The sequence below is a fragment of the Phocaeicola sp. ICN-14070 genome (genome assembly GCF_037892625.1).
GTDB lineage: Bacteria > Bacteroidota > Bacteroidia > Bacteroidales > Bacteroidaceae > Phocaeicola > Phocaeicola plebeius.
The window spans coordinates 1-25,860 of sequence record NZ_JBBKBF010000003.1; the positions used below are offsets into that span (position 1 = coordinate 1).

Sequence of the window (25,860 nt, forward strand, 5' to 3'; positions counted from 1 at the left end):
CACTATTTGCGTGTAGTTCCGATAGTTGATACGAGGATATACTATTTTCAGTGGTAGAAAGATAGATATAAAGTGTTATTCTTTATTTGGTAGGGAAGGAAAGCATAGCATTCTTCTTTCTCCAGTAATACATCCAGCCATATATATCGGCTAATGCCCATCCGATAGGGATTGACCACCAGATGCCGTGTACACCTATGGAAGGGATGGCAGCCAGTGCATAGGCCAACACCACTCGGGTTCCTAAAGAGAGAATCGTTAAAATGATGGACATTTCCGGTTTGCAGACGGCTCTGTAGAATCCGTACCATAAAAATAAATACCCAATACCGAGGTAAAAACTGCCTTCTATCCGCAAGTATTCAGTACCGATACGGATAATTTCCGTTTCTTCAGGAGAGATGAAGATTTGCATCAGTTGCGGTGCAAACAGGAAGATTGCCAATGAGAGAAGCAGGCAGAAGAGAGTGGTTATTCCAAATGCACTTTTTATACCTTTCAGAATGCGGGTATTTTTGCCGGCTCCGTAGTTTTGTGCAGTGAAAGTAGAGAAGGCGTTCCCGAAATCTTGTACAGGCATATAGGCGAACGAATCAATCTTTACGGCTGCTGTAAAAGCGGCCATGACGGCTGTGCCGAAGCTGTTGACAAGGCCTTGAACCATGAGGATACCGAAATTCATGACAGATTGCTGGATGCAGGTCAGTGAGGCGTATGAAAAAACTTGTTTCAGGAGCTGTCTGCTGACCTTGAAATCCTTTCTGGAGAGTCTGGTTTCTGGAACTTTTTTCCAGCAATAGAAGCACAAACCAATAGCCGAAACAGCTTGGGAAATGATGGTTGCTGCCGCAGCTCCTTCTATTCCGTAATGAAGTTTTACAATAAACCATATATCCAGTACAATGTTTAATACCACGGAAATGGCTAAATAAATAAGAGGAGTCAGTGAATTACCCAATGCGCGTAGAAGATACGCATAGTAGTTATAAAGATAGACAAACCAGATTCCCATGAAAATGATTTTTAGGTAGTCGTAGGTCATATCCTGCAACTCTTGTGGAGTTTGCATGAGGGTGATAATATCTTGTATATAGTAGCAGGAGAAGGCGAATATAATCAGTGTGGAAGTTCCTGTAATCAGCAGGGAAGCAGCTTGTGTACGTCGCAGGTTTTCGTAATCTTTTGCTCCGTAACGCATGGAGAACAATGCACTGCATCCCATGCATAATCCGATGAAGATGGAGGTGATAAAGACCATGAGTGTGTATGAAGAACCCACAGCAGCTAAGGCTTTTGCGCCCAATGTCCTTCCAATGATGAATGTATCGGCAATATTGTATCCTTGCTGGAGCAAGTTTCCTAAAATAAGCGGATAGGCAAGGTTGAGCATGCTTTGTGTGATGCTTCCTGAAGTAAGGTCCTGCGTGCGACTGGTCTGCATAGTGGTAATTGGAACATAAATAAAAATGGATTTAATAAACCTTTTTTCCGGTTTTATTAAATCCATTCTCGTGTGCGCCTGATAGGACTCGAACCTACACGTCTCACGACACCAGATCCTAAGTCTGGCGCGGCTACCAATTACGCCACAGGCGCATGCAGAAATATGTATTTCTGTTTTGCGAGGGCAAAGATAGGAAGAATTTTCATATTCTCCAAATACTGCACCTTAATTCTTTAGCTTTTTGATGGCGGTTTCGATAATGGTGTCCTTTCCTTGCTGCATATCTTCGCTGGTCATATCTACTTTCACGTCTGGTTCGATACCGAATTCCAATTGGTTCATGTCCGGGTCGAACATCGGGCTGGCAGAGAAACGGATGGACCATCCGTTGGGAATTTCCGAACTGAAGGGGAGACCAGATCCTCCTCCGGTGGTATCTCCCATGGTAGTTACATTGGGGAATTGACGCATGGTATTCACAAAGTCGTTTGTGGCACTGTAAGAACGGCGGTTAGTTAATACTACTGCCTTTTTCTGCCAGCGGATACTGTTGGATGGTTCCTGATATACAGGTTCAGGGTCCGAGAAATCATTATGGCCCGGACTTGTTTTATGACGGATGTAGCCGACCAGTACTTTCTCATTTGTAAACCGTGCGGCCAGTTTCTGTGCTGTAGTCAGGTTGCCTCCTCCGTTATTGCGTACGTCGATAATCAGTCCGTCACAAATCTCCAGTTTCTTCAGCATCTGGTCCAGGTTTCCGTCGCCGATACCGTCGGAGAAACTTTCACAATAGATGTAACCGATGTTATTTTCCAGAATCTGGTAGGTCAGTCCGGAGGTAATGATGTAATCCTTTTTCAGGTAGTTGCTCTGGATGCTGTCGCTGAAATTCCGTGGATAAGCATCGAACCATTCCCGGTATTGCGATGTACCCAATGAACTGCTCAGGTTGACGTGTCCGTCTCTTAATTCATTGACCATTTCCGACAAGACTTCGAAAAGTGATTCCCAACTCATGGAGGAAGAAATCCGCTTGGCATAGCGGGTATGTACTTCATCCCAGTCCAGTCCATACGTCTCGTGCTTATAGTCCAAAAAACAATATTGCTCATCGATGATTTTCCAGAGCGATTCAAAGTTGGCTTCTGGAGAATTACCCTGAATGTCTTCCCGTATGCAGGAAGAGAATGTGAAGCAGGACAGCATCAGCAGAAGGCCATATAAGTAGCAATGATAAATCCGTTTCATATCAATAAGGCGTAACGTTTGAAGGCATGGAAATACGGTTCTTCCCTTTCAGCAGGTAGAAGTTTTTCACGATGCCAATCATGAAATCGTGTGAATAAGTATGGTATTTCAGGTGGTTGACTTTCGCTTGCTGGAGGTCACAGATGTACCCCACGCGCATGGTGACTTTCCGGATGGGAAAATCAAGCGTCAACATCTGTCGGAGCGACGGGTTGTTGTGAAGCGAAGTAAACAGTACGTTCTTTCCTTTGTGTCCCAAGGAAAACATTTCGTAGTATGACTGTCCGAATTCAGGAGAGAACATGGCTCCCAACAGCGGAAGATTGGCCTGATAACGTACCACCAGCGGATAGTTTCCGATACGGAACTTGTAGATGGCCATTCCGGATATACCTACACTTCCGTATGCTTTTGCCTGTGCCGGATTGTTGGAATTGCGTGTGTTGTACACGAATCCTCCGTTCAGGTCAATCATCGGACCTGCCAGCAGTTTCAGTTGCTCGTTCAGGCGAAACTGATAGTGCAGTGCATAGGTCCAGTTTACGAGTCCGGCATACATATTGGCGGTCTGGCTCGGATTATGCGTGTACGATACATTAGCCTGCAACAGATTTTGGGCCGAAACGTTTCCGTTCATTAACCGGGTCATACGCATGTTTTCGCGAAGGATACGAATCTCCGGTCCTTTGTATTCCAAGGGTGAAAGGTACGTATCGAGCACGTTACTCATTCCCGCTCCATAGAGTACGGAGCGCATTACGTAACGTGTGGCACGCAGGCTGTCTTCTTGTGCCTGAAGCGAAAAAGCAGCCCAGCATGCGCAAAGTATAAGGTAAATTCGTAGTTTCATACGATTTTAAAAGAGTTTCATTTGTCCGTCGTCTTTCTGGTTTTCATCTTCCTCCATGCCTTCTTCTTCCTTTTCAGGCTCTTCCGGCTCCGGTTCCGGCATGCGGGTTGGCTCCAGCTCCGTAATCTGGCCGACGGTATAAGTCGTCAGTCGCTTACCCTTTGCCTTGAAGCTCTTCACGCCTACAAAGTCGCTGGCTTCCAGAATGAGTGCTTCGCGGAAGCTGTCGTGTCCACCAAAGTCCACTTGGATGCGCGGGTACACCTGACAGGTCAGCAGGATAAGTTGTGTATGTTTGTTGTCTCCCAGGAAATTCTGCTTTTTTGTGGTTGCTTCGAAGGTGAAGCGTTTCAGGTAAGGATAGTTCTGCTGGTCGGCATCGTAGAGCACGGCTGTCCATACCTTGTCAGGATTGAATTTCTCGATGCAGAGAATATCCGGATCGTAATGGTTGCTCAGGTCGAAGTTGGTAGTATAGAATTCTCCGTTCTTGTGTACCACTAAGATGCTGTCTTCACTTTGGAATTCTCCCAGGTATTGTCCTCTTCCATCGTAGTTGAGTCGGAGCACATCGTGGTCGAACCACACCTTTCTGCCTCCGAGCGTAGAGCCCCCTCGCTGTTTCAAGGAAATCTTGTGTACCTCAGCCTTGGTCAGCAAGTTACCCATGGATTGTTTTCCCTTGATATTGATGGTACTGAAATCCCTTTCAAACGTAGGCTTCTTAATGCGGGGCGTAGGACGCAGTACTACACGGATGACTTCTGCCTCTCCATTCGGATTGGCGGTGAAGTACACGATTTTAGAGCCCGGAGTACCTTGCGTTACGTCGTATTCCCTGTCACGAATGATGGAAGTAACATTGAAGCGTTTGATATAATAATAACCTTCCTTTCCGTCACGGTAGATGACGTTGTAGATGGTACGTTTGTCGTTTTTCTTGAATACGTTGACGTACAAGATGTTCTTTCCGACGAACAATTTGTCGGACACGCGGACAATCTTGTATTTACCGTCTTTGTAGAAGATGATTACATCGTCGATGTCAGAACAGTTGCATACATACTCGTCTTTCTTCAGTCCGGTACCGATGAAACCTTCCTCACGGTTGATATACAGTTTTTCGTTGGCTTCGGCCACCTTGGTAGCCACGATGGTATCGAAGTTGCGTATTTCCGTGCGGCGCGGGAAGTTTTTACCATACTTCTCTTTCAGGCGTTGATACCAGTCGATGGTATATTCCGTGATGTGCGCCAGGTGATTGTCTATCTCTTTCAGTTCCGCTTTCAGGCGTGCGATGAACTCATCTGCCTTGTCCTTGTTGAACTTCAGGATACGTGCCATCTTGATTTCCATCAGGCGGAGAATATCTTCTTTGGTCACTTCGCGTACGAACTGCGGGTAGTAAGGCGTCAGACGTTCGTCGATGTGCTCGCAAGCCGCATCCATGGAATCAGCCTGTTCGAACTGCTTGTCTTTATAGATACGTTCCTCGATAAAGATTTTTTCCAGCGAAGCAAAGTGCAGGGTTTCCAGTGTTTCGTCCCGTTGTATCTCCAGTTCCTTGCGTAACAGTGCCAGCGTATTGTCGACCGATTTCTTCAGCACCTTGCTCACTGAAAGGAAATGCGGTTTTTTGTTGTCGATGACGCAGCAGTTGGGCGAGATGTTTACCTCGCAGTCAGTAAAGGCATACAAGGCATCCAGTGTCTTGTCGGACGATACGCCAGGAGTAAGGTGTACTAAGATTTCTACCTTTCCGGCCGTGTTGTCGTCCACCTTTCTTACCTTGATTTTTCCCTTCTCGATGGCTTTCAGGATGGAGTCAATCAACGAAGAAGTAGTCTTTCCATAAGGGATTTCACTGATGCAAAGGGTCTTGTTGTCAATCTTGGAGATTTTGGCACGCACGCGCACTACGCCTCCTCGCTCGCCGTCGTTGTAGCGTGATACGTCAATCGAACCACCTGTCTGAAAATCCGGATAAAGCTGGAAGTTTTCTCCGTGCAGGTATGCGATGGCCGCATCGCACAGTTCATTGAAGTTATGTGGAAGAATCTTGGAAGAAAGTCCCACGGCAATACCTTCTACCCCCTGGGTCAGTAGCAGCGGGAATTTGACTGGCAGTGTGACCGGCTCCCGGTTTCTGCCGTCATAGGAAGCCTGCCATTCGGTCGTTTTCGGGTTGAACACCACATCCAGCGCAAACTTGGAAAGCCGGGCTTCGATGTAACGGGAAGCAGCCGCACTGTCGCCCGTCAGGATGTTACCCCAGTTTCCCTGGCAGTCAATGAGTAAGTCCTTTTGTCCCAATTGTACAAGGGCATCTCCGATAGAAGCATCTCCGTGAGGGTGGAACTGCATGGTGTGTCCCACAATGTTGGCCACCTTGTTGTAGCGTCCGTCATCCAGCCGTTTCATGGAGTGGAGAATGCGTCGCTGCACCGGTTTCAATCCATCGTTGATATGCGGTACGGCACGCTCCAGGATAACGTATGAAGCATAGTCCAGAAACCAGTTCTGGTACATGCCACTCAACTGGTGCTTTACTGCCTCGTCAGTGGTCGATACCGGTTTGTAGTCAGAGTGTTCTTCTTTCTCGGGCAAGTTTGCCATTTCTTTTTCGTCCTTGTCAAAAGTATCTTCGCTCATATTAAAATGGTTCCTATGTAAAGAGATTCGGGCAAAGTTACTGAATAATTCTGTGTGGTGGAAATAATTGACTTACAATTCTTACCCCCGAAAAGGGCATTTTTGAAGAAATTTCTTGGCGTAAATACCTCGACACGTACGTGACGAGGTGTTGACACGAAGGTGACGAGACCTTGACACGTACGTGATGAGAGCTCCGCACGTACGTGTCGAGGTAAGATGGCAGGCGCGTTTGGGCTTATTGCTGTTTGCGGTAGCTGCGTATGGCCCATGCATAGAGCAGAAAGGCAAAGGACGAAAGTACGGAAAGTTGGAAGCCGATATCGCAGATGCCGCTTCCCTTCAGGTAGACCATGCGCATGGTTTCCATAAAGTAGCGTAACGGATTGAGGTAGGTGATGCCTTGTGCCCATTCCGGCATGCTGCTGATGGGGGTAAACACTCCGCCTTTCGTGCCGTTAACGGTGTTGACTGCAATGAGTGCCGCCGGACTTTGTCCGTTGGCTTGCGCTTTCTCAAAGTCGCGTGGAATTTCCAGCAGCATGTCGGCCTGGTCTGTCTCGATGGCTTGCAGTCCTTGTGCGTAGGACGGGGGAAGTGCCGTCAATTGAAAATAACGGGAAGCTTCGATGCGGTGCACCAGCCTTTCGGAAGAAGGACTGCGGTCGTTATCAATGACGGCAATGCGCAGGTTCTCTATTTCCAGTGTGGCGGCCCAGGGCATGACCAGCATCATCATGCAGGGAAAAAGCAGGATAAGGCGGGGCAGGAAACTGTTGCGTTTCAACTGCTTGAATTCTTTTTCTATCAGGTAACGTAACATCATAGGCTTGGCGGTTTATTCCAGTCGGTTCTTAAACTTGCGAGCAGTAGCCGTAATCAGTACCACTGCCATGAGGCACATCACTGCCACTTCTTTCCATACATACACCAGTGGTACACCTTCAATCATCAGCCGGCGGACGGTTTCTACGTACCAGCGTGCGGGAATAAGGCAGGAGAGGACCTGCAGAATGCCCGGCATACTTTCTATCGGGAAGATAATGCCCGACAGGATGATGGTGGGTATCATCAGCACCATGGCCGACACTAACAGGGCGGGCAGGCTTCCGGCTATCGGTACGTCGAGCACAAAGACGGAAAGCAGCAGGATGGTCGTCAGGTTCAGTAGGGACAACACGAAATAGGGAACTGCCTTCGACAGAATGATGAACAGCGGGTTGACGGGAGAGACCAGCAGGACTTCCATCGTGCCTGTTTCCTTTTCGCGTACGATGGAGATGGAGGTCATCATGGCACAAATCAGCATCAGAATCAATCCCATGACTCCTGGTACAAAGTTGTAGGCACTCTTCATCTGCGGGTTATAGAGCATTTATTGTACACCATGACAGGCTGTTTATCCGGGTGTGAATAGGCTGGGGTGGTTGTAGCTTGACGGATGGTTTGTAGGGCTTGCCTTAGAATTGTCTGTGCATACGTACTCCGTGTGACGGCCAGGCTCGGGTCGGTGGCATCGGCTAAAATCTGTATCTCTTCCGAATCGAAACGCAGGCGATGCAGGTCGGAAGGAAAAACTACGGCCAGTTCTATGAGGTTGCGCCGGAACAGCCGTTCGATTTCGTCGGGTGACCAGTCGAGATGGCAAAGCCGAAAAGGATAATCTGTACAATCGGCATGCTTATCAGTATCAGCATGGTACGCCGGTCGCGCAGGATATGATGAAATTCTTTTCTGACAAAAGCGATAAACTGTTTCATGGCTGTTCTGTTTGCGTGTGAGTAAAAGCATGTTCTCCTCGTTGGGCTTCACGTGCTAATTTCTGGAAGACTTCGTCCATGTTTCGGGCATCAAAACGGCGTTTCAGTCCGTCGGGAGTATCCAGTGCCCGAATATGTCCGTCCACCATCATGGAAATACGGTCGCAATATTCAGCTTCGTCCATGTAGTGCGTCGTGACAAAAATAGTAATCCCCCGGTTGGCGGCCTGATAAATCAGCTCCCAGAACTGACGGCGGGTAGCCGGGTCGACTCCTCCTGTCGGTTCGTCCAGAAAAACCAGTTCCGGACGGTGGAAGATAGCTACTGAAAAGGCCAGTCGTTGCTTCCATCCTAAAGGCAGCGAACGCACCAGGGTATGTTGTTCCTCGTAGAGTCCGATACGCTGTAAGGTTTCTTCCATACGCTTGCTGATTTCCTTGGCATTGACACCATAGATACCTCCGAACAGACGGAGGTTTTCGCGTACGGTCAGGTCTTCATAAAGTGAAAATTTCTGGCTCATGTAGCCGATTCGTTTTTTGATTTCCTCGCTTTGTGTCCGTACGTCAAACCCCATCACTTCAGCCTTTCCTTCAGAGGGGAGACTGAGTCCGCACAGGATACGCATGGCGGTAGTCTTTCCGGCCCCGTTGACCCCTAGGAAGCCGAAAATTTCTCCCCGTTGTACAGAAAATGAAATGTGGTCGACAGCCGTGAACGAGCCGAACCGTTTGACGAGGTTGTCCACCTGAATAATGGGCGGAGTATGTTTATCGACGGCTTTTCGTTGCAGGCCGGGAGGGCATATAATCTCGCTGAACTGCTTCAGTATGGCTTCCGGACGGTCGATGCCTTTAATTTCTCCCTCGTAAAGAAACGCCACTCGGTCGCATCGCAAGGCTTCGTCCATGAAAGGAGTGGATACGACAAGGGTAATACCTTCCTGTCGGAGGTAGGCTAACATCTCCCAGAACTCCCGGCGTGAAACGGGGTCTACGCCGGTAGTCGGTTCATCCAGAAAGAGGACTTTCGGCGCGTGAACCAGTGCACAGCACAAAGCCAGTTTCTGCTTTATTCCTCCCGACAATGCACCTGCCCGACGCTGCTTGAAGGGGGCAATTTGTTCATAAATGGCGCGTATCCGCTCGTAGTTTTCTTCTACCGTGAGGTCCTGATACAAGGAGAAGCGCCCCGGCATGTACCCTACGCTCTGCCGTATCGTACGGAAGTCGGCTCGTACATCCGCATCCAGTACCCGGGCACTTCCCTGGTCCGGTAGCAGCAAGGTGGTCAGGATGCGGAACAGGGTACTTTTCCGGCTCCGTCGGGACCGATGAGGCCGAACAGTTCTCCTTGCTTTACGCTGAAGGATACATCGCGCAGGGCTTGTACCTTTCCGTAGCTTTTGCTTACATGGCTGACTTCGATAAGGTTTTTCATGTCACTTTCGGTTTTCAGAATTTGACTTTCCCGTACATGCCCAGTTTGATGTGTCCGTCGTTTTCGACGGCTATTTTGACGGCATATACCTGGTTGTCCCGTTCATCGTTGGTCAGGTGTTTTCTTTGGTGTAGATGCATAAGCAATTGTACTTCATGTACGGCCTTGGCTTGGCGCGCGAGATTCTCGGCTGTAATTTCCTTTAGCATGTCGCTGACGCTCATGGTGCCGTTGGCTACTTTGGCTTGGGCAGACCGTCGGATGTTCTCCCGTAATCGGATAATCTCCTCGTCTTCTTTCATCTGCTGCCGAAGACTTTGGATGGTGCCGTCTTCTTCTGCCAGTTGTAAGTGTGTGTTGAATAAGAATAAGTCGCGTTCGTTTCTAATTTGCTGGATGCGGTTGTCCAGGTTTTTCCGGTCGTTTTTCAGAGTGTACAGGCTTCCGAAATTCCAGGTAAACCGGGCTCCGACTAAGTAGTAGGTTCTGAATTTGTCTTTCAATATATCCAGTCCCGGATTGCCATAGGCTCCTTGCGCAAAAAGACTAAAAGCTGGAAGATAACCCGTTTGCAATCCCTTTCGTTGTACGGCGACGGTCTGTTCTTGTGCTTCATACCACCGTAGTTCAGGGCGGTTGAATTCAGATGCATTCGTTTCCACAAGGGCTGGACGTACTAACTGGGTTTGTGCCGGAAGTTCTTTTCCTGTAAGTAAGGACAGCATGCGCAGATAGGCCATACGGTTATTTCCCAACTGGATACGCTGTTGCTTGGTTTGAAGAATCTCTACCTTTACCGCGTCTACGTCCGCATCATTGGCGGTGCCGTTTATCCGATAAGCCTCCACCGTTTTCTGGTTGCGTGCGAGTTCTTCTTCTAATAATACATTTTGTGCCAGCTGCTCGTCCAGTAACAGGATACCGAAGAATACCTGATTCACCCTTTCTTCCAGTGCATAAAGGCTGGTATCAAGCTGTCGCTCGTTTGCTTCTGCTTCGGCTTTGACCTGAGCTTTTTGGTTGCGGATTTTTCCTCCGTCCCATATATTTTGTTTGATTTCAATCAATGTCTGATACTGGTCTTTCGGTAGTCCCCTCATGCCCGATCCCGGAATCTCGAAAGGAAAGGTAGTGGCTTCGCTTTGATAAGATATTTTTCCGCTCACGCTGATTTGGGGCAGATTGCCTTTCGCTACATTTGATAGCGTATATTGTTCGGACAGTTGAATCAAGTCGTATTGTCGTACCAGCGGATAGTTTTCACGGGCCTGCTGCTTGCAACTTTCCAAGGTGATTTGTGCCTGACTTATCACACTCAGGCTCCATGCACACAAAAGGAGAAATGTTCGTATCATAGGCATTGGGTGTTTATTAAAAGGTTATATGACAAAGATAGAGGGTTTTGTGTAATCTTTCGGTCCTATATGTGTGATGGAATGTTCTTTTTGTTCGATAAATGTTTGTCTTTGCTGTAAAAAAGGCTTGAAATATTATCTTTGCAGGAAAGCAAGGTGTCAAATGAAATCGAATCATCTGTTGTTGCTGGCATTGAAGAAAGTGCGTGAGCATGTGGGAGAAGGGACGAACACCTCCCGCTTTCTTACTTCCGAATTGGGATTGCTTCGTTCCATTCAGGGGATAGCCGATGTAATTCATTTTATCCCGATAGAAGGACAGCCTTATCGGTTGACCGAGGGGCGAGTGGTGTTTTTTCGTGCGGGGACGCTTCGGCTGCGTATCAACCTTCGTGAAGTGGAATTTAAGGAGAGCGATTTGCTGGCTGTATCTCCGGGAACGGTATTTGAGTTCCTTTATATATCATCTGATTTGGATTTAGCTATGCTGGCCTTTTCAAACAGCTTAATGGAGAACTGGCAGAAAGAGGATTTGTTGCAGACCTATTTGCAGGGTAGATTGTTTTTGCATCTATCTTTAACAGCGAAGGAAGGCAGCGCATGGAGCAGTTGTTTGCCTTGTTATGGGAAGTCGTACACGATCGGCCTTTTCCGAGAGCTTCCGTGCAGAGTCTGATTTCTCTGTACTTTCATCAACTGGATTTTGTCAGGAAAAGAAGCCAATTGACCGAACGTCAGCAGCATACGCGTCAGGAGGACATTTTCAATCGTTTTTTGGAATTAGTCAACAAATATGCAGTTCGCGAGCGAAGCATTGCGTTTTATGCCGACCGGCTTTTTCTGACACCCCGTTATCTGAGTACACTGGTTCGTCAGGCCAGCGGACGCACGGTGATGGACTGGGTAAATGAGGCGGTAATGCAGGAAGCTAAACTGATGTTGCGCCACACGGATAAGCTGGTGTATCAGATTGCCGATGAATTGAACTTTCCCAATGCGTCATTTTTCAGTAAATATTTTCGGCGAATGGCTGGAATGACTCCTAATGATTATCGAAGAAAAGACGAATAAGGAGTTTCGTGTTTATCGGGTGTTTTCTTCTTTCATGGGAGTCCTGTCTACGCGCAGTGACTTCAATACTGGAATGGTAAGAGGAAGAGCCAGTAGAAAAGAGCATAGGTCGGCTGCGGCTTGACACATTTCCACACCCTGCAACTGCAAAAAGTACGGCAGAATCAGTATCAAGGGGATGAAGAATAAACCTTGGCGGGAGGAGGAAAGAATGACGGCCCGGCGAGGCTGGCGGATAGTTTGTAGCAGCATGTTACACAGTATCACCCAGGCTCCTAATGGGAGCGTGATGAGTTGCCAGCGTAGAGCTTCGGCTCCTACGGCGATAACTTGTGGGTCTTCTTTCCGGAACCAGGAGACTACTTCTGGGGCATAAATGTAGCCGATGAGGGAGCAGATAGCCAAGAAGATAACGCCTACCTTCACACAATACCAGAATCCTTGGCGGACACGACGGTTTAATCCTGCTCCGTAGTTAAATCCGCATACCGGCTGAAATCCCTGTCCGAAACCGATGACAAAGGAATTGATGAACATGCAGATGCGGGTTACAATGGACATTCCGGCAATGGCAGCATCTCCAAAGTTTCCGGCTGCTACATTCAATAGGATAGTCGATACACTGGCCAGACCCTGACGGCAAAGAGAAGGACTTCCTCCGTATACGATTTCTTTCAGATAGGCTGGAGTCGGAGTAAAGTGTCGGTAATGGATACGGATGTTTTCTCCTTTCCGGTCCATGAAAAGCAGGATGGTGAAGCTGCATACCTGACTGATGAAGGTCGACCAGGCAGCTCCTGCAATTCCCATGTCGAATACGAATATCAATAATGGGTCAAGTCCGATGTTGAGTACGGCTCCCACAATGATGCCTATCATGGCATAAACGGCGTTTCCCTGAAATCGCATCTGGTTGTTGAGCACCAGCGAGGAGGCCATAAAAGGGGCTCCCAACAGGATAATTCCTAAATAGGTCTTGGCGTATGGAAGAATGGTGGGGGTAGAACCTAATGCCCGGCAGATAGGGTCCAGAAAAAGCAGGCCGACAAGCGCGATGGCACAACCGATAAGGAATGCGCTAAAGAAGCCCGTAGCCGCCATCTTTTCCGCACTGCGATAGTCACGTGCACCTAATCTTCTGGAAATGAAATTACCTGAACCATGTCCGCAGAAAAAACCGAATGCCTGAACAATGGCCATGATGGAAAAAGAAATACCTACAGCCGCAGTAGACTGAGTATTGATTTTCCCGACAAAATAAGTGTCGGCCATGACATAGAAAGACGTGACCAGCATACTGATGATGGTAGGAACGGCCAATCCTCGGATAAGGCGAGGTACCGGTGCTGTGGTCATAAGCGTATATTTGTCTTGAGGCATAGGTTGTCTGCTTGTAGAATGTGAGCAAAAGTACGAAAAAAATCCCCCTCATTTTCCTAAAAAGGGCAAATAAGGGGGGATGAAAAGTAAAAAATTAAGTGTTGATAGGGTTTTCTGAAAATTAGAATCCAGCCAGTTCAACCACTTTGTCAACTGCCGTATTCAATCCGTCAGGATTTTTACCACCTGCAGTTGCAAAATGAGGCTGACCACCGCCACCACCTTGAATCAGCTTGGCGGCTTCACGTACCAACTGGCCTGCATTCAGTCCGGCTTTTACCTGATCTTCGCTCATGGTTACAGTCAGCAACGGTTTGTTCTCAAATACACTACCGATAACTACGAACAGATTTTCTGTGAACTGTCCTTTCAACTGGAATGCAATGTTCTTTACTGCGTCAGCCGGCATCGGAAGTACAGCTTTGATTACTTTTACGCCATTAATTTCTTTAGCGCCTTCAATCAGTTTGTTCTTGACAGCAGCTTCTTTCTCCTTCATGAATTCTTCCATCTGTTTCTTCAGACCAGCGTTTTCTTCAATGTACTTGGAGATGGCAGCCTTCAAGTCGGGTGCATTGTTGAACAATGCCTTCAGGTCGTTAATAGTATCTTGTACGGTATCGAACATCTCTTCTACTTTCGCACCGGTAATTGCTTCAATACGGCGTACACCTGCAGCTACAGAACTTTCAGAAATGATTTTCACCATACCGATTTTTCCGGTAGCAGATACATGTGTACCTCCACAGAATTCGATAGATGAACCGAACTGTACGACACGAACTTCGTCACCGTATTTTTCACCGAACAGAGCGATAGCACCCAGTTCCTTAGCCTTTTCAATCGGCAGGTTACGGTATTCAGTCAAAGGTGCGTTTTCACGAATCTTGGCATTTACCAGGTGTTCTACTTCACGAATCTGTTCCGGAGTCACTTTCTGGAAGTGAGAGAAGTCGAAACGCAGTGAATCAGGAGTTACAAGAGAACCTTTCTGTTCCACATGAGTACCTAATACCTGACGCAAAGCTTCGTCTAGCAAGTGCGTACAAGAGTGGTTAGCTGCACAAGCGGCACGCTTATCAGTATCTACACATGCCATCATCGGAGCTTCCAAGTGTTCCGGAAGTTTCTTGGCAATGTGAATAGGAAGGTTGTTTTCCTTCTTTGTATCAATGATGTCGATAGTTTCAAATTCGCTTACCAATACACCAGTATCACCTACCTGACCACCACTTTCTGCATAGAACGGAGTCTCGCTCAATACAATCTGGTAGAGAGTCTGGTTCTTTTGTTTGATCTGGCGGTAGCGCAGGATGCTAGTTTCATATTCTGTATAATCGTAACCTACGAAAGTGGTTTCACCTTCTTTCAGGGTAACCCAGTCACCAGTTTCTACTGCAGCGGCATTGCGGGCACGTTCTTTCTGTTTCTGCATTTCAGCTTCGAAGCCTTTCACGTCGGCTGTCAGACCGTTTTCACGCAAAATCAGTTCAGTCAAGTCGAATGGGAAACCGAATGTATCATATAGTGTAAAGGCATCTACTCCACTGATTTCTGTCTTGCCGGCAGCTTTGGTTTCGTTCATTGTCTTTTCGAGCAGACGGATACCTGTTTCCAGGGTACGGAGGAATGATTCTTCTTCTTCCTTCATCACTTTTTCAATCAAAGCCTGCTGAGCTTTCAGTTCAGGGTAAGCGCCACCCATGTTTTCAATCAGCACCGGAACCAGCTTGTACATGAATGCCTGTTTCTGTCCGAGGAAGGTGTAAGCGTAACGAACAGCACGACGCAGGATACGACGGATGACATAACCAGCCTTTGCATTTGAAGGCAACTGACCGTCTGTGATAGAGAAAGCAATGGTACGGATGTGGTCAGCAACTACACGCATAGCCACGTCTGTCTTTTCGTCGTTTCCATATTTCTTGCCAGACAAATCACCAATCACCTTGATGATAGGCTGGAATACGTCTGTATCATAGTTGGATGTTTTTCCTTGCAGTGTACGTACCAGACGTTCAAATCCCATACCGGTATCAATTACTTTCGCAGGAAGTGGTTCCAAAGTTCCGTCTGCCTTGTGGTTGTATTGCATGAACACCAGGTTCCAGATTTCGATAACCTGCGGATGATCCTTGTTTACCAGTTCGCGTCCCGGAACAGCTGCTTTTTCTTCTGCAGAACGAGAGTCGATGTGGATTTCAGAGCACGGACCACAGGGACCTGTGTCACCCATTTCCCAGAAATTGTCATGCTTGTTTCCGTTGATGATATGGTCTTCAGGGAAGAACTGTCCCCAGTAGCTTGCAGCTTCGTCATCACGTGAGATGCCTTCGCTTGGACTACCTTCGAAAACAGTCACATATAAATCTTTCGGATCAAGCTTCAGCACGCTTACCAGGTATTCGTATGCCCAGCTGATAGCTTCTTTTTTGAAATAGTCACCGAATGACCAGTTACCCAACATTTCAAACATGGTGTGGTGATAGGTATCGTGGCCTACTTCTTCCAAGTCATTATGTTTTCCGCTCACACGAAGACATTTCTGTGAGTCAGTCACGCGTTTGTATTTAGCAGGGTGGTTTCCAAGTATGATATCCTTGAACTGGTTCATACCGGCATTAGTGAACATCAGGGTAGGGTCATCTTTGATAACCATTGGTGCAGAAGGCACAATCTGATGTCCTTTCGACTCAAAGAATTTCACGAATGAGTCGCGGATTTCATTTGCTGTCAACATAATCGTTATATTGTCTTGTAGTTAATATTCTCAAAATTGATTTGCAAAGATAATTGGTTTTATTATTTTTGTCTGTATGTTTGGAGCAAAAACTTGATGTTTTGTTGCTTAAAAATTTCCAAAATCGAACGACATGCGTAAAGTCTATTATATTTATAATCCGAAAACTCGTACTTACGACCGTATTTATCCCACCGTGCGCCAGCGGGCTTTGAGTTATCTGCGTCAACTCTTTGTCGGTATGGGACTGGGGGCAGGCAGTTTTATCCTGCTGTTGTGGATTTTCGGTTCTCCTTCGGAAAAAGACCTTCGTACGGAAAACTCCCGACTTTTGTCGCAATATGCTATTCTGTCTTCTCGTTTGGATGAGGCGGAAGGAGTGATGCAACGCCTGCAGCAACGTGACGATAACATCTACCGCGTAATGATGCAGGCAGACCCGTTACCAGATGAACAGCGTTCGGCTACCGCAAATAATGCACGTTATAATGAACTGATGGACATGGCTAACAGTCGGCTGGTTATCCATACACTGCAGAAAATGGATGATTTGGAGAAAAAGATTTATGCCCAGTCCAAATCTTTCGATGAAGTAGTTGGGCTCTGTAAACAGCATGACAAAATGTTGGCCTGTATTCCCGCCATCCAGCCGGTTTCAAACAAGAATCTGAAACAGACAGCTTCTGGATACGGTATGCGTATAGATCCGATTTATAAGACCGTGAAGTTTCATGCAGGAATGGATTTTTCTGCCAATGTTGGTACGCCGGTATATGCTACAGGAAACGGACGGGTAAAACAGGCTGGCTGGGACGGATTGTATGGAAATTGTATCATTATTGATCATGGATTTGGTTATGTGACTCGTTACGCTCATTTGAATAAGATTGAAGTGAAAGTGGGCCAGAATGTGGCGCGTGGGGAAGTGATTGGTCAGGTAGGCTCTACGGGAAAGAGTACCGGTCCGCACTTACATTATGAAGTGCGTGTGAAAGGAAAGATTGTCAATCCGGTGAACTATTATTTCATGGATTTGAATGCCGACGATTATGAAAAGATGATTGAACTGGCTGCCAACCACGGTCGTGTATTTGATTAAAAAGAATTGCTTGTTATGGCTTTGAAAACAGATAAAGAACTGAAACTTTATTATTCTATCAGCGAAGTGGCAAAAATGTTTGATGTGAATGAATCATTGCTGCGTTATTGGGAAAAAGAGTTTCCGATGATTTCTCCTAAGAAAACAGGGGGGAATGTGCGTCAGTACCGAAAAGAAGACATAGAGAACATTCGTCTGGTATATCATCTGGTGAAAGAAAAAGGGATGACGCTGGCCGGTGCCAAGCAACGGTTACGGCAGAACAGGGAAGGAACCATGCAAACGGCTAATGTGGTGGAACGCTTGAAGCGTATTCGGGAGGAACTGGTGAGTATGCGGAATGAGCTGGATTATTTGACGTGAGTTTTTAATATTATAGTAAGAAGAATGGCATGTGAGATTTGCATACGATCTCACATGCCATTCTTTATTTTTGAAAAGATTTCAAAGACTCTTTACAAATTCCATTCAGTCCGCAACTCTCACATTTAGGGGAGCGTGCCGTACAAACGTAACGTCCGTGGAGAATCAGCCAGTGGTGTGCGGTCGGGATAAGCGATTCAGGGATGTATTTTACCAGTTGCTTTTCAGTTGCCAGCGGAGTGGTACACGTGCGGGGAACCAGTCCGATGCGATGGCTCACGCGGAATACGTGGGTATCGACTGCCATGGCAGCCTTATTGAATACCACGCTCTGGATAACATTTGCCGTTTTACGTCCTACACCGGGCAGTTTGATTAGTTCCTCCAGTGTGTCGGGTACGGTACTTTGGAAATCGCGTACCAGCATCTGTGCCATTCCTACCAGATGCTTGGCCTTGTTGTTGGGATAGCTCACGCTGCGGATGTATTCGAACACAACTTCCGGAGTGGTGGCAGCCAAAGCTTCGGGAGTAGGAAAATCCTTAAACAGGGGAGGAGTGATCATGTTGACCCGCTTGTCGGTACATTGTGCGCTGAGGATGACAGCAATCAGCAGTTCAAACGGGTTGCTATAGTGCAGTTCCGTTTCGGCTACGGGCATGGCCGTCTGAAAATATTCAATGACTTTCTTATAAAGTTCTTTTTTTCGCATACTGTGTAGAATAATTTAGGTGAAAAGTTTGTGATTAATACCATTTTTTCCGCTTAAAGAACAGGTATACTCCGATACCGGTAACCAGCATTACTCCCCAGGCCATCAGGTAACCATATTTCCATCCCAGTTCGGGCATCCATTCGAAATTCATTCCCCAGATACCTGCTAAGAATGTCAGCGGAATGAAGATGGTCGATACGATGGTGAGCTGCTTCATGATGTTGTTCATCCGCTGGTCATTGTTCGACAGGTAAAGGTCTACTAGGGCCGAAATCATGTCGCGGCAGCCGTCGAGAGTCTGTAGTACGAATTGCAGATGGTCGTTTACGTCGTTAAAGAACGGACGGTTGGCTTTGTGAAGCAGTACATTGTCGGCATGAAACAACTTGCTCATCTGCTCTTTAAGAGGAAGGATGCATTTCTTGATGAGGCGAGCGTCCTTTCGATAGGGTTGTATATCCTCTAATGCCAGTCCACTTCTGGTTTCCGGTGACAGCAATGATTCCTCCATGTCTTCCAGTTGGTCTTCCATTCGGGATATGATAGACATAAAGCTGGCCATGACACTGTTTAGCATGACGCTCAGCAGAAAATCGGACTGGCGATTCCGGATTTTCAGGGTATTGTTTTTCAGTGCCGTGTGAATCTCATTGAAGAAATCGCTGTCGTGTTCCATGAAGGTAAGTACGAAATTACTTCCCTGCACAATGCAAAGCTGTTGGGGAGTGTACGTGTTTTCTTCGTCTACCGACAACTGTTTCAGGATGACCACATTGTAGGTGTCATGCTCTTCAATTTTTGTCAGATGCTCCGCATTGAGAATATCTTGTGTGGTAAGAAAATCGATGTGGAAAAAATCGCAGACTTCCTGCACGATTTCTGTATTCTGCAATCCGTGAATCTGTACCCAGTTGATGGCATCCGGCCGGATGAAAGGAGAAAACTCTTTGATGGAAGCTCCCTGATGGTATTCCAGAATTTCTGTGTTGTATGTACAGAAATGCAGGTGAGTCGGCGTATGGCTGGCTCCCGTATAATTCAGCTTTTCGCTTAGCAGGTTGTTTCTTGTCATGGCACTTTCGGTTTAATCAATACGTTTCAATACCACCTCTTTTTTGTCGATGTATTTATCGAAGCGGAAAGACGGCATGCCTAATGCAATACCGGCATGAACGGTTCCTTCAATACCTAATAGCTTTTGCAACTTTCTTTTCCGGTCCATTCCTGCTGCACTGCATACGAATCCGGTGTAGAACTGTGAGACCCCTGCTGCTTCTGCCATGAGTGAAGCATTCTGGTAGGCAAGGTTGCAGTCCTGACATCCGAAACGTTCTTTTTTGTCGGTATAGAAAAAGATGGCAGCTGTGGCCCCTCTTAAAATACCGTCGTTACCTCGTTCAAATTCCTCATGCAGTCTTTTGAACACCGGCACGTAGCGATAGCCCGAAGGCATAAGCGGCTTCAGTATCAATTTCAACAACGGATTTTCCACCAGATTTACTATCGACATAAAAGTGCCGATGGTGATACGGCTGACCTCCTTCAAGGTTTCCGGACGGGTGACCAATACCATTTTGACTTCTTGTGCATTGGTTGCCGTCGGGGCCCGATGGGCAGCCTCTATGATGCGCTGTAACAACTCTTCCGAGACTTTTTCTTTGGAGAACGCACGGTTCGAGCGGCGGGAACGGATGAGCAGTTCCATTTGGTCGGCAGTGGGAAGTTGGCTGCGGTCGATGGTATGAACCTTCTCGGGTGGAAAATCAGCATGCTCAATGGAGTTGGTCGGGCAAACGGCCACGCAGTGTCCGCAACTGATGCAGTCGTCGGCATTCACTTCAATACCTTTATCTTCCTGAAGGGTAAACAGAGCGGAGGGGCATATTCTGACGCATTTCTTACAGCGTATGCATGTATTCTGATTGATATGTATTTGAGCCATAGTGTGGAATAAATTTAGATACATTATTCACAAAGGTACGATTTTTATTTGTTTTTTCTGTAAGCGTAAGGAGAAAACGGTATTCGGAGATTGACCTTGTGACGTTTTTGGGGTGCTGCTTCCTTTTCTATGTTTCCTTTTGGTAAAACTTACGTTTCCGCATCGGGAAACGTAGGTTTCACGTAAGGAAAACATAGGGTTCTGCATCGGGAAACATAGAAAATGAAGAAGGGTTAAGTGAATAAATAAAGAAAGAGTTAGTAATTATTTTTATTGTTTTCATCTGTTGTACTTTATGAATTGTGTATCAAAGTGAATACAGTTATTAGGAATTTAGTTTTTTGTTAAACTGTTATTGCATTTTATCATGTGAAGTTATGTTTGGCAGGGTTATGTATGGTTTCTATTTTTAGTTAAAAAAAATATCTTTGTTGGTTTTAACTGTAAATATTTTTTATTTGCAAATATTTAACCTATATAAGTCTAAAATAAGCTAATCTACTCTGTGGTTTATTAAGACTTTTAAAATTAGGAGAAGAAAACCTTAAATTGGCATTTTAAACCCAAAATTTAAAATATACTATGATTAAAAACATTAAGGCAGCTTATATGCTGTGTTCTTTAGGCCTATTATCGGCTGAAACTGCTTTTTCTTCATCTGTATCGGGTGAATATGTGGCAGGAGTCAATGTCATTCAGCAGGGTAACATCTGTAAAGGTGTTGTAAAGGATGAAACCGGTGAGTCTATTATCGGTGCATCAGTTGTGGTGAAAGGTACTACCAATGGTACAATTACCGATATTGATGGTAACTTTACATTGAGTAATTTGAAGAGAGGTGATGTAATTGAAGTTTCATACATCGGTTATAAATCTCAAGAGATTGTATGGGATGGACAGCCTATAAATCTAGTGTTGAAAACAGATACTCAGGCTCTCGAAGAGGTGGTAGTTGTGGGATTTGGTTCTCAAAAGAAAGAAAATTTAACGGGAGCTGTTTCACAAGTAAAGATGGATGATGTGCTGGGTAGTCGTCCTGTAGTAAATGCTATGAGTGCATTGCAAGGTACAATGCCTGGTTTGCAGATTACGCCTAATGGAGATGCGGCAGGACCAGGTCAGGCTAAGACATTTAATATTCGTGGAACAACCTCAATCAATGGTGGTTCTCCGTTGGTACTTATCGATAATGTTCCGGGCGATATTGATATGCTTAATCCCGAAGATATTGAAAGTATTTCAGTATTGAAAGATGCGGCATCTTCTGCAATTTATGGTGCACGAGCTGCATTTGGCGTGATTCTTGTCACTACAAAAAAAGGAAAAACAGGACAGAAAGCACAATTAAATTATAATAACAATTTTGGTTTTCAGAAATCTATTAATAGACCAGAAACTGCAACTTCTCTTCAATGGATGCAAGCATATTTGGATGCTGAGTTTAATGCTGGTAAATATTATACAGGTCAGGATATGCGGCGATGGATGGGATATTTGCAAGAATATCAAAAAAATCCAGGAAATTTTAAAACGACTGGAGATGGAGTTTATGTGAGCCCTGAAGACGGGTTGAATTATTATCTGAATGATAAAAAAATTTATGATAACATTTTAGACGATTTTGGATTCTTGCAGTCACATAATGCTTCTTTAAGTGGTGGAACTGACAAGATTAATTATCGAATGTCAATTGGATATTCTAGTGAAAAGGGTATTTTGGCTACAGATAAAGATAAATATCGTCGTATGACAGGAAGTGCTTATGTTTCTGCAGAGGTAACTTCTTGGTTGACACAGTCTGTTGATATTCGCTATGCTCAAAGTGATAGGAATATGCCTGTTACTTCTGATAAGACTGGATTATATGATATGAGACTTCCGGGAGTATATCCTGAAGGATCGTTGACTTTGGCTGATGGGACGGAACTTTTGACCAATACGCCTTATAACATCTTGCAACTGGCTACAGATGATAATACTATTACGGATAATGCTCGTATTTTATCGAAGACGGTGATAAAACCTTTAAAAGGATGGGATATTGTGTTTGAATACACATTTGATAAAACAACTACAGACCGCCGCAAGAATAAGGCTGTGCGGGATTATACATCTGTGGAGTTGGCAAGAATACAGACAGCCAATACTTCTACCTTAGAATCTACGAAAGGTTCAACTGATTATAATGCAATCAACTTGTATTCTACTTATAGTCATTCGTTTAATGATGCTCACAATTTGTCTGTTATGGCAGGTTTTAATCAGGAATCGAGCGATTATAAAAGCTTATATGCGTATTCATACGATATGATTAATGATTCATATCCTTCTCATAACACCTCTGTTGGTGAAAATAAGGTGATAACTGAAGATCATCAAGTGTATACTGTACGTGGAGCCTTCTACCGTATTAATTATGATTATAAAGGGAAATACCTGATTGAAACGAATGGGCGTTATGACGGTTCATCCAAGTTCCCGAAGAAAAATCGTTTTGGATTTTTCCCATCTGTATCTGTAGGATGGAATATTGCCCGTGAATCATTCATGGAAAAAGTGATTGGAAATTACTTGAGTGAACTTAAGTTAAGAGGATCTTGGGGGCAGATTGGTAATCAAGCTATTAATCCTTATCAATATACTCCTATCATGGATTCTTATGCAAAGAATGATATTCCATGGCTCGTGAATGGTCAAAAACCGGCTTCAGTGAAGTCTCCGGGACTTGTTAGTGAGATATTTACATGGGAAACCGTTGAAACTTTGGACTTTGGTCTTGATGTGGCAGCTTTTAATGGACGTTTGCATGGTACATTCGATTGGTATCGTAGAGATACAAAAGATATGCTTGCACCCGGATTGGAACTTCCTGCATTAATTGGTGCATCAGCTCCTTTGCAGAATGTAGCAGACCTTCGAACAAAAGGATGGGAGCTTGCATTAAGTTGGAGAGATCAGATTGGTGATTGGGGGTATAATGTTAGTTTCAATTTGTATGATTCAAAGACTGTAGTTACAAAATACAATAATGAATCAAAGATCATCAAGAAGAGTGATGGTACGAACAATTATTATGAGGGATATGAAATAGGTTCTATCTGGGGATATGAAACAGATGGTTTCTATACAGTTGATGATTTTAAGGATACTAATGCTTGGATCTTAAAAGATAATGTTCCTACGGTTCAAGGTGTTTCTCCTCGTCCAGGTGACATCAAATACAAAAATTTACGCGACGACGAGAATAGTACTAACCAGATTGATGAAGGTGATGGAACATTAGCCAATCCAGGTGATAGAAAGATAATAGGAAATGATGCTCTGAGAATGCAGTATGGTGTTGGATTAGGTGTAAATTATAAAGGATTTGATTTGAGCATCCTCTTACAAGGAGTCGGAAAAAGAGATGTATGGATTAGTGATGCCCGTAGATGGCCGTTTGATTCTGGACAGTTTGGACAGATTTTTAGTGATCAGCTTGATTATTGGCAGCCGAAAGATGCAGCAAATGGAGACTGGGAGCCTGTCAATCCGAATGCTGAATATTTTAGATTGTATGGACAGATGGAAAATGCAGGTTATAACAAACGTACACAGACGAAATATTTGTTGAATGGTGCATATCTGAGAATTAAGAATGTAACATTAAGTTATACATTCCCGAAACAGCTGATTACTCCAATTCATCTTTCATCTTTGAAAGCATTTGTGAGCTGTGAAAACTTGCATACATTCCATCATTTACCTGACGGATATGATCCGGAACGTTTGTCTTGGGGATATCCTTTCTTCCGTACAATTTCATTTGGTATTAATGTTACTTTATAAACAAACGAATATGAAAAAATTTATATATAGCATAGCTACAGTTGCAGTGGCTCTTTCTATGAGTTCATGTAACGATTCATTTATGGACCAGTATCCTGATACTGAACTTACAGAAAGTACTGTGTTTAGTAATTACAATACGTTTAAAACATACGCATGGGGGCTGTATGGTGTATTTACAAATGATAACATCCTGAGAAGACCGGGGGTTGGAGGATATAGCAGTGCATTAAGTTACAAGAGCGATATTTATGCAGGTTATTTAATGGAACGCCAGGGAAGCGGTAACCCTTATGCATTTCAGAATATAGCAAGTGTTGCATCTGGAAATGGATGGGACTTCTCTTATGTGAGAAATGTAAATGTTATGCTGGATAATATTGATGGTTCCTCTATGACGGATGAAGAAAAAGAACATTGGCGTTCAGTAGGGTATTTTTTCCGTGCTTATTATTATGCTGAATTGATAGCCAGATTTGGTGATGTCCCATGGATTGATAAAACCTTAAGTGATAATGATACTGAAACAGCTTATGGTCCAAGAACTCCTAGAAAACAGGTCGCAGATAATGTATTGAAAGACTTGAAATATGCTGAAGAGCACATTAAAGAAAATGGTGATGGAGAAAATACTATCAACGTGCATGTCGTAAGAGCACTGTTGTCAAGATTCTGTTTGTTCGAAGGTTCATGGAGAAAATACCATGAATTGGGTGATTATGAATCTTATTTTAAAGATTGCGTGACTTATTCAGAGAAACTGATGGCTTCCTTCCCTGATTTGCATTCAGATTGGGGAGAAATGCTTACTTCAGACTTGAAAGGTATGAATGGTATTATATTGTATAAAGAATATGTGACAAAAGAGATGACGAATTACGTTCTTTCTCATGTTGAACGTACTTCTACTCACAATGTGGAAATGCCGCAGCATATTATTGATATGTATCTTTGTACAGATGGAAAAACTATCAACCGAAGCAGTGATTATGAATGGGGAAAGACGGATAAAACAATGTATTCTACCTTTAGGAAGCGTGACCGTCGTCTTTTAGAAACAGTTGCTCCTCCTTATAAAGTAATACCTGGTCCAGGCGATACATCTTGGGAACCTGCAGATGAGGCAAGTAAAGAGTATATTGATATGATGGGTAGCACTACTGTTACGGGATATGGTGGTGGTCCTGGAGAGGCTGGTAAGCACAAGGTTTTGCCATTGATGAATTGGAGTGCTTCTATTCTGAAAGAAGTACCTCATTTCTTTACAAATAATGGTGGACAAGGATTTTTAGTGGCAAGAAGTGGAAATTATGTGTACCGTTATTATAACGTATGGGACAATTCTAGAGAAAATGAAGGAACATCGGATGTACCTCTTTTCAAAATTGATGAAGTGATGCTGAACTATGCAGAAGCAAAGTATGAGTTAAATCAATTTGATCAAGATGTAGCGGAAGCAACTATTAACCGTCTGAGAACACAGTTCGGTAAAATTGCAAAAATGGATGTGAGCCAGGTTGATGCTAATTTTGATCCGAATAGAGATCCAAGAGTAGATCCTGTGTTGTGGGAAATCAGACGTGAACGTATGATAGAACTGATGGGAGAAGGATTTGGATTCTACGATGTCAGAAGATGGAAAGTTGCAGACTGGTATGTGAACAAACTTCAATATGGTCAGTGGGCAACAAAAAACCAGATTGGCGAACAAGGTACATTTGTTGACTTAAATACGGGATTTGCAGATAATACTAAAACAGAAGGTTATATTTATATGTATAACGATCCTGTAAAAGCAGGAAAGGGATGGCTTGATAAGTATTATCTTTATCAGATACCTACAAATGAAATTGCTTTGAATCCAAATTTGGCGCCAAACAATCCGGGATGGTAATAAACTTAACAGAGTATAGAATTTAACAGGAGCCCGTCAGAATATGGCGGGCTTTTCACAATTTATAATATATCT

The 25,860-nt window shown here is 44.7% G+C and carries 17 protein-coding genes, 1 tRNA gene and 2 pseudogenes; 6 read left to right on the plus strand and 14 right to left on the minus strand.

The window, feature by feature from the left end:
• Positions 1-82 precede the first annotated feature (82 nt).
• From WKT20_RS01310 to WKT20_RS01350, 9 genes and pseudogenes are all read right to left on the minus strand, one after another.
• Positions 83-1,441, minus strand: coding sequence for an MATE family efflux transporter (locus WKT20_RS01310; protein ID WP_118441121.1), 1,359 nt, complete (start codon positions 1,439-1,441; stop codon positions 83-85).
• A gap of 73 nt (positions 1,442-1,514) precedes the next feature.
• Positions 1,515-1,596, minus strand: a tRNA-Leu gene (locus tag WKT20_RS01315).
• 73 nt (positions 1,597-1,669) lie between these two features.
• Entirely contained in the window at positions 1,670-2,695 is a 1,026-nt protein-coding gene (locus WKT20_RS01320; RefSeq protein WP_117700768.1) for a S41 family peptidase, read from the minus strand.
• A 1-nt stretch (position 2,696) separates the two neighbouring features.
• Positions 2,697-3,545: a DUF3316 domain-containing protein gene (locus WKT20_RS01325; protein ID WP_007563357.1), complete on the minus strand. Its 849-nt coding sequence runs from the start codon at positions 3,543-3,545 to the stop codon at positions 2,697-2,699.
• Between the two features lie 6 nt (positions 3,546-3,551).
• On the minus strand, positions 3,552-6,197 hold the full coding sequence (locus WKT20_RS01330) for a DNA gyrase/topoisomerase IV subunit A (RefSeq protein WP_340416698.1): 2,646 nt from the start codon (positions 6,195-6,197) through the stop codon (positions 3,552-3,554).
• Positions 6,198-6,435: 238 nt separating this feature from the next.
• The gene (locus WKT20_RS01335; RefSeq protein ID WP_340416725.1) at positions 6,436-7,020 is read right to left on the minus strand and encodes an ABC transporter permease; all 585 of its coding nucleotides are present in this window, start codon (positions 7,018-7,020) and stop codon (positions 6,436-6,438) included.
• A 15-nt stretch (positions 7,021-7,035) separates the two neighbouring features.
• Positions 7,036-7,957 (minus strand): annotated as a pseudogene (locus tag WKT20_RS01340) (ABC transporter permease).
• Positions 7,954-9,398, minus strand: a pseudogene (locus WKT20_RS01345) (ATP-binding cassette domain-containing protein). Before WKT20_RS01345 ends, WKT20_RS01340 begins: the two co-directional pseudogenes overlap by 4 nt.
• Positions 9,399-9,412: 14 nt before the next feature.
• Positions 9,413-10,759 (minus strand): TolC family protein, encoded by a 1,347-nt coding sequence (locus tag WKT20_RS01350; protein WP_278613504.1) that lies wholly within the window; start codon positions 10,757-10,759, stop codon positions 9,413-9,415.
• A 157-nt stretch (positions 10,760-10,916) separates the two neighbouring features.
• Between WKT20_RS01350 and WKT20_RS01355 the strand changes: the two genes are divergently transcribed.
• The gene (locus tag WKT20_RS01355; protein WP_223804927.1) at positions 10,917-11,429 is read left to right on the plus strand and encodes a hypothetical protein; all 513 of its coding nucleotides are present in this window, start codon (positions 10,917-10,919) and stop codon (positions 11,427-11,429) included.
• A 47-nt stretch (positions 11,430-11,476) separates the two neighbouring features.
• Positions 11,477-11,824: a helix-turn-helix transcriptional regulator gene (locus tag WKT20_RS01360; RefSeq protein WP_223804928.1), complete on the plus strand. Its 348-nt coding sequence runs from the start codon at positions 11,477-11,479 to the stop codon at positions 11,822-11,824.
• 12 nt (positions 11,825-11,836) lie between these two features.
• On the opposite strand, the gene WKT20_RS01365 is transcribed toward WKT20_RS01360, so the two are convergent.
• Positions 11,837-13,204 carry an MATE family efflux transporter gene (locus WKT20_RS01365; RefSeq protein ID WP_223804929.1) on the minus strand — a complete coding sequence of 456 codons (1,368 nt, stop codon included), beginning with the start codon at positions 13,202-13,204 and terminating at the stop codon, positions 11,837-11,839.
• A 121-nt stretch (positions 13,205-13,325) separates the two neighbouring features.
• Entirely contained in the window at positions 13,326-15,944 is a 2,619-nt protein-coding gene (alaS, locus tag WKT20_RS01370) for an alanine--tRNA ligase (protein ID WP_118441126.1), read from the minus strand.
• Between the two features lie 133 nt (positions 15,945-16,077).
• On the opposite strand from alaS, the gene WKT20_RS01375 reads away from it, so the two are divergent.
• Together WKT20_RS01375 and WKT20_RS01380 are read left to right on the plus strand one after the other, a co-directional pair.
• Positions 16,078-17,043 carry a M23 family metallopeptidase gene (locus WKT20_RS01375; protein ID WP_117700764.1) on the plus strand — a complete coding sequence of 322 codons (966 nt, stop codon included), beginning with the start codon at positions 16,078-16,080 and terminating at the stop codon, positions 17,041-17,043.
• A 15-nt stretch (positions 17,044-17,058) separates the two neighbouring features.
• A complete protein-coding gene (locus WKT20_RS01380; protein WP_007563336.1) occupies positions 17,059-17,406 on the plus strand; it encodes a MerR family transcriptional regulator in 348 nt (115 codons plus the stop codon).
• Positions 17,407-17,470: 64 nt separating this feature from the next.
• On the opposite strand, the gene nth is transcribed toward WKT20_RS01380, so the two are convergent.
• Genes nth through WKT20_RS01395 form a run of 3 tightly spaced genes read right to left on the minus strand, consistent with a single transcriptional unit; the run spans position 17,471 to position 20,063 of the window.
• Positions 17,471-18,118: an endonuclease III gene (gene nth / locus WKT20_RS01385; protein ID WP_117700763.1), complete on the minus strand. Its 648-nt coding sequence runs from the start codon at positions 18,116-18,118 to the stop codon at positions 17,471-17,473.
• 34 nt (positions 18,119-18,152) lie between these two features.
• Positions 18,153-19,193 carry a magnesium/cobalt transporter CorA gene (corA, locus tag WKT20_RS01390; protein ID WP_117700762.1) on the minus strand — a complete coding sequence of 347 codons (1,041 nt, stop codon included), beginning with the start codon at positions 19,191-19,193 and terminating at the stop codon, positions 18,153-18,155.
• Positions 19,194-19,205: 12 nt separating this feature from the next.
• Entirely contained in the window at positions 19,206-20,063 is an 858-nt protein-coding gene (locus tag WKT20_RS01395; protein ID WP_117672496.1) for a nitroreductase family protein, read from the minus strand.
• Between the two features lie 609 nt (positions 20,064-20,672).
• Here WKT20_RS01395 and WKT20_RS01400 point away from each other — a divergent pair.
• Both WKT20_RS01400 and WKT20_RS01405 read left to right on the plus strand, forming a co-directional pair.
• A complete protein-coding gene (locus WKT20_RS01400; RefSeq protein WP_445323255.1) occupies positions 20,673-23,891 on the plus strand; it encodes a SusC/RagA family TonB-linked outer membrane protein in 3,219 nt (1,072 codons plus the stop codon).
• 10 nt (positions 23,892-23,901) lie between these two features.
• Positions 23,902-25,785 carry a RagB/SusD family nutrient uptake outer membrane protein gene (locus WKT20_RS01405; protein WP_340416700.1) on the plus strand — a complete coding sequence of 628 codons (1,884 nt, stop codon included), beginning with the start codon at positions 23,902-23,904 and terminating at the stop codon, positions 25,783-25,785.
• Positions 25,786-25,860 lie beyond the last annotated feature (75 nt).

What these genes read in the sequence shown, in the direction of transcription:
- WKT20_RS01320 (WP_117700768.1), bottom strand. Translation starts at nt 2,695, where the DNA reads ATGAAACGGATTTATCATTGCTACTTATATGGCCTTCTGCTGATGCTG.
- nth (WP_117700763.1), bottom strand. Translation starts at nt 18,118, where the DNA reads ATGCGAAAAAAAGAACTTTATAAGAAAGTCATTGAATATTTTCAGACG.
- WKT20_RS01325 (WP_007563357.1), bottom strand. Translation starts at nt 3,545, where the DNA reads ATGAAACTACGAATTTACCTTATACTTTGCGCATGCTGGGCTGCTTTT.
- WKT20_RS01400 (WP_445323255.1), top strand. Translation starts at nt 20,673, where the DNA reads ATGCTGTGTTCTTTAGGCCTATTATCGGCTGAAACTGCTTTTTCTTCA.
- WKT20_RS01395 (WP_117672496.1), bottom strand. Translation starts at nt 20,063, where the DNA reads ATGGCTCAAATACATATCAATCAGAATACATGCATACGCTGTAAGAAA.
- WKT20_RS01375 (WP_117700764.1), top strand. Translation starts at nt 16,078, where the DNA reads ATGCGTAAAGTCTATTATATTTATAATCCGAAAACTCGTACTTACGAC.
- WKT20_RS01310 (WP_118441121.1), bottom strand. Translation starts at nt 1,441, where the DNA reads ATGCAGACCAGTCGCACGCAGGACCTTACTTCAGGAAGCATCACACAA.
- WKT20_RS01405 (WP_340416700.1), top strand. Translation starts at nt 23,902, where the DNA reads ATGAAAAAATTTATATATAGCATAGCTACAGTTGCAGTGGCTCTTTCT.
- WKT20_RS01350 (WP_278613504.1), bottom strand. Translation starts at nt 10,759, where the DNA reads ATGCCTATGATACGAACATTTCTCCTTTTGTGTGCATGGAGCCTGAGT.
- WKT20_RS01380 (WP_007563336.1), top strand. Translation starts at nt 17,059, where the DNA reads ATGGCTTTGAAAACAGATAAAGAACTGAAACTTTATTATTCTATCAGC.
- corA (WP_117700762.1), bottom strand. Translation starts at nt 19,193, where the DNA reads ATGACAAGAAACAACCTGCTAAGCGAAAAGCTGAATTATACGGGAGCC.
- WKT20_RS01330 (WP_340416698.1), bottom strand. Translation starts at nt 6,197, where the DNA reads ATGAGCGAAGATACTTTTGACAAGGACGAAAAAGAAATGGCAAACTTG.
- WKT20_RS01335 (WP_340416725.1), bottom strand. Translation starts at nt 7,020, where the DNA reads ATGTTACGTTACCTGATAGAAAAAGAATTCAAGCAGTTGAAACGCAAC.
- WKT20_RS01355 (WP_223804927.1), top strand. Translation starts at nt 10,917, where the DNA reads ATGAAATCGAATCATCTGTTGTTGCTGGCATTGAAGAAAGTGCGTGAG.
- alaS (WP_118441126.1), bottom strand. Translation starts at nt 15,944, where the DNA reads ATGTTGACAGCAAATGAAATCCGCGACTCATTCGTGAAATTCTTTGAG.
- WKT20_RS01365 (WP_223804929.1), bottom strand. Translation starts at nt 13,204, where the DNA reads ATGCCTCAAGACAAATATACGCTTATGACCACAGCACCGGTACCTCGC.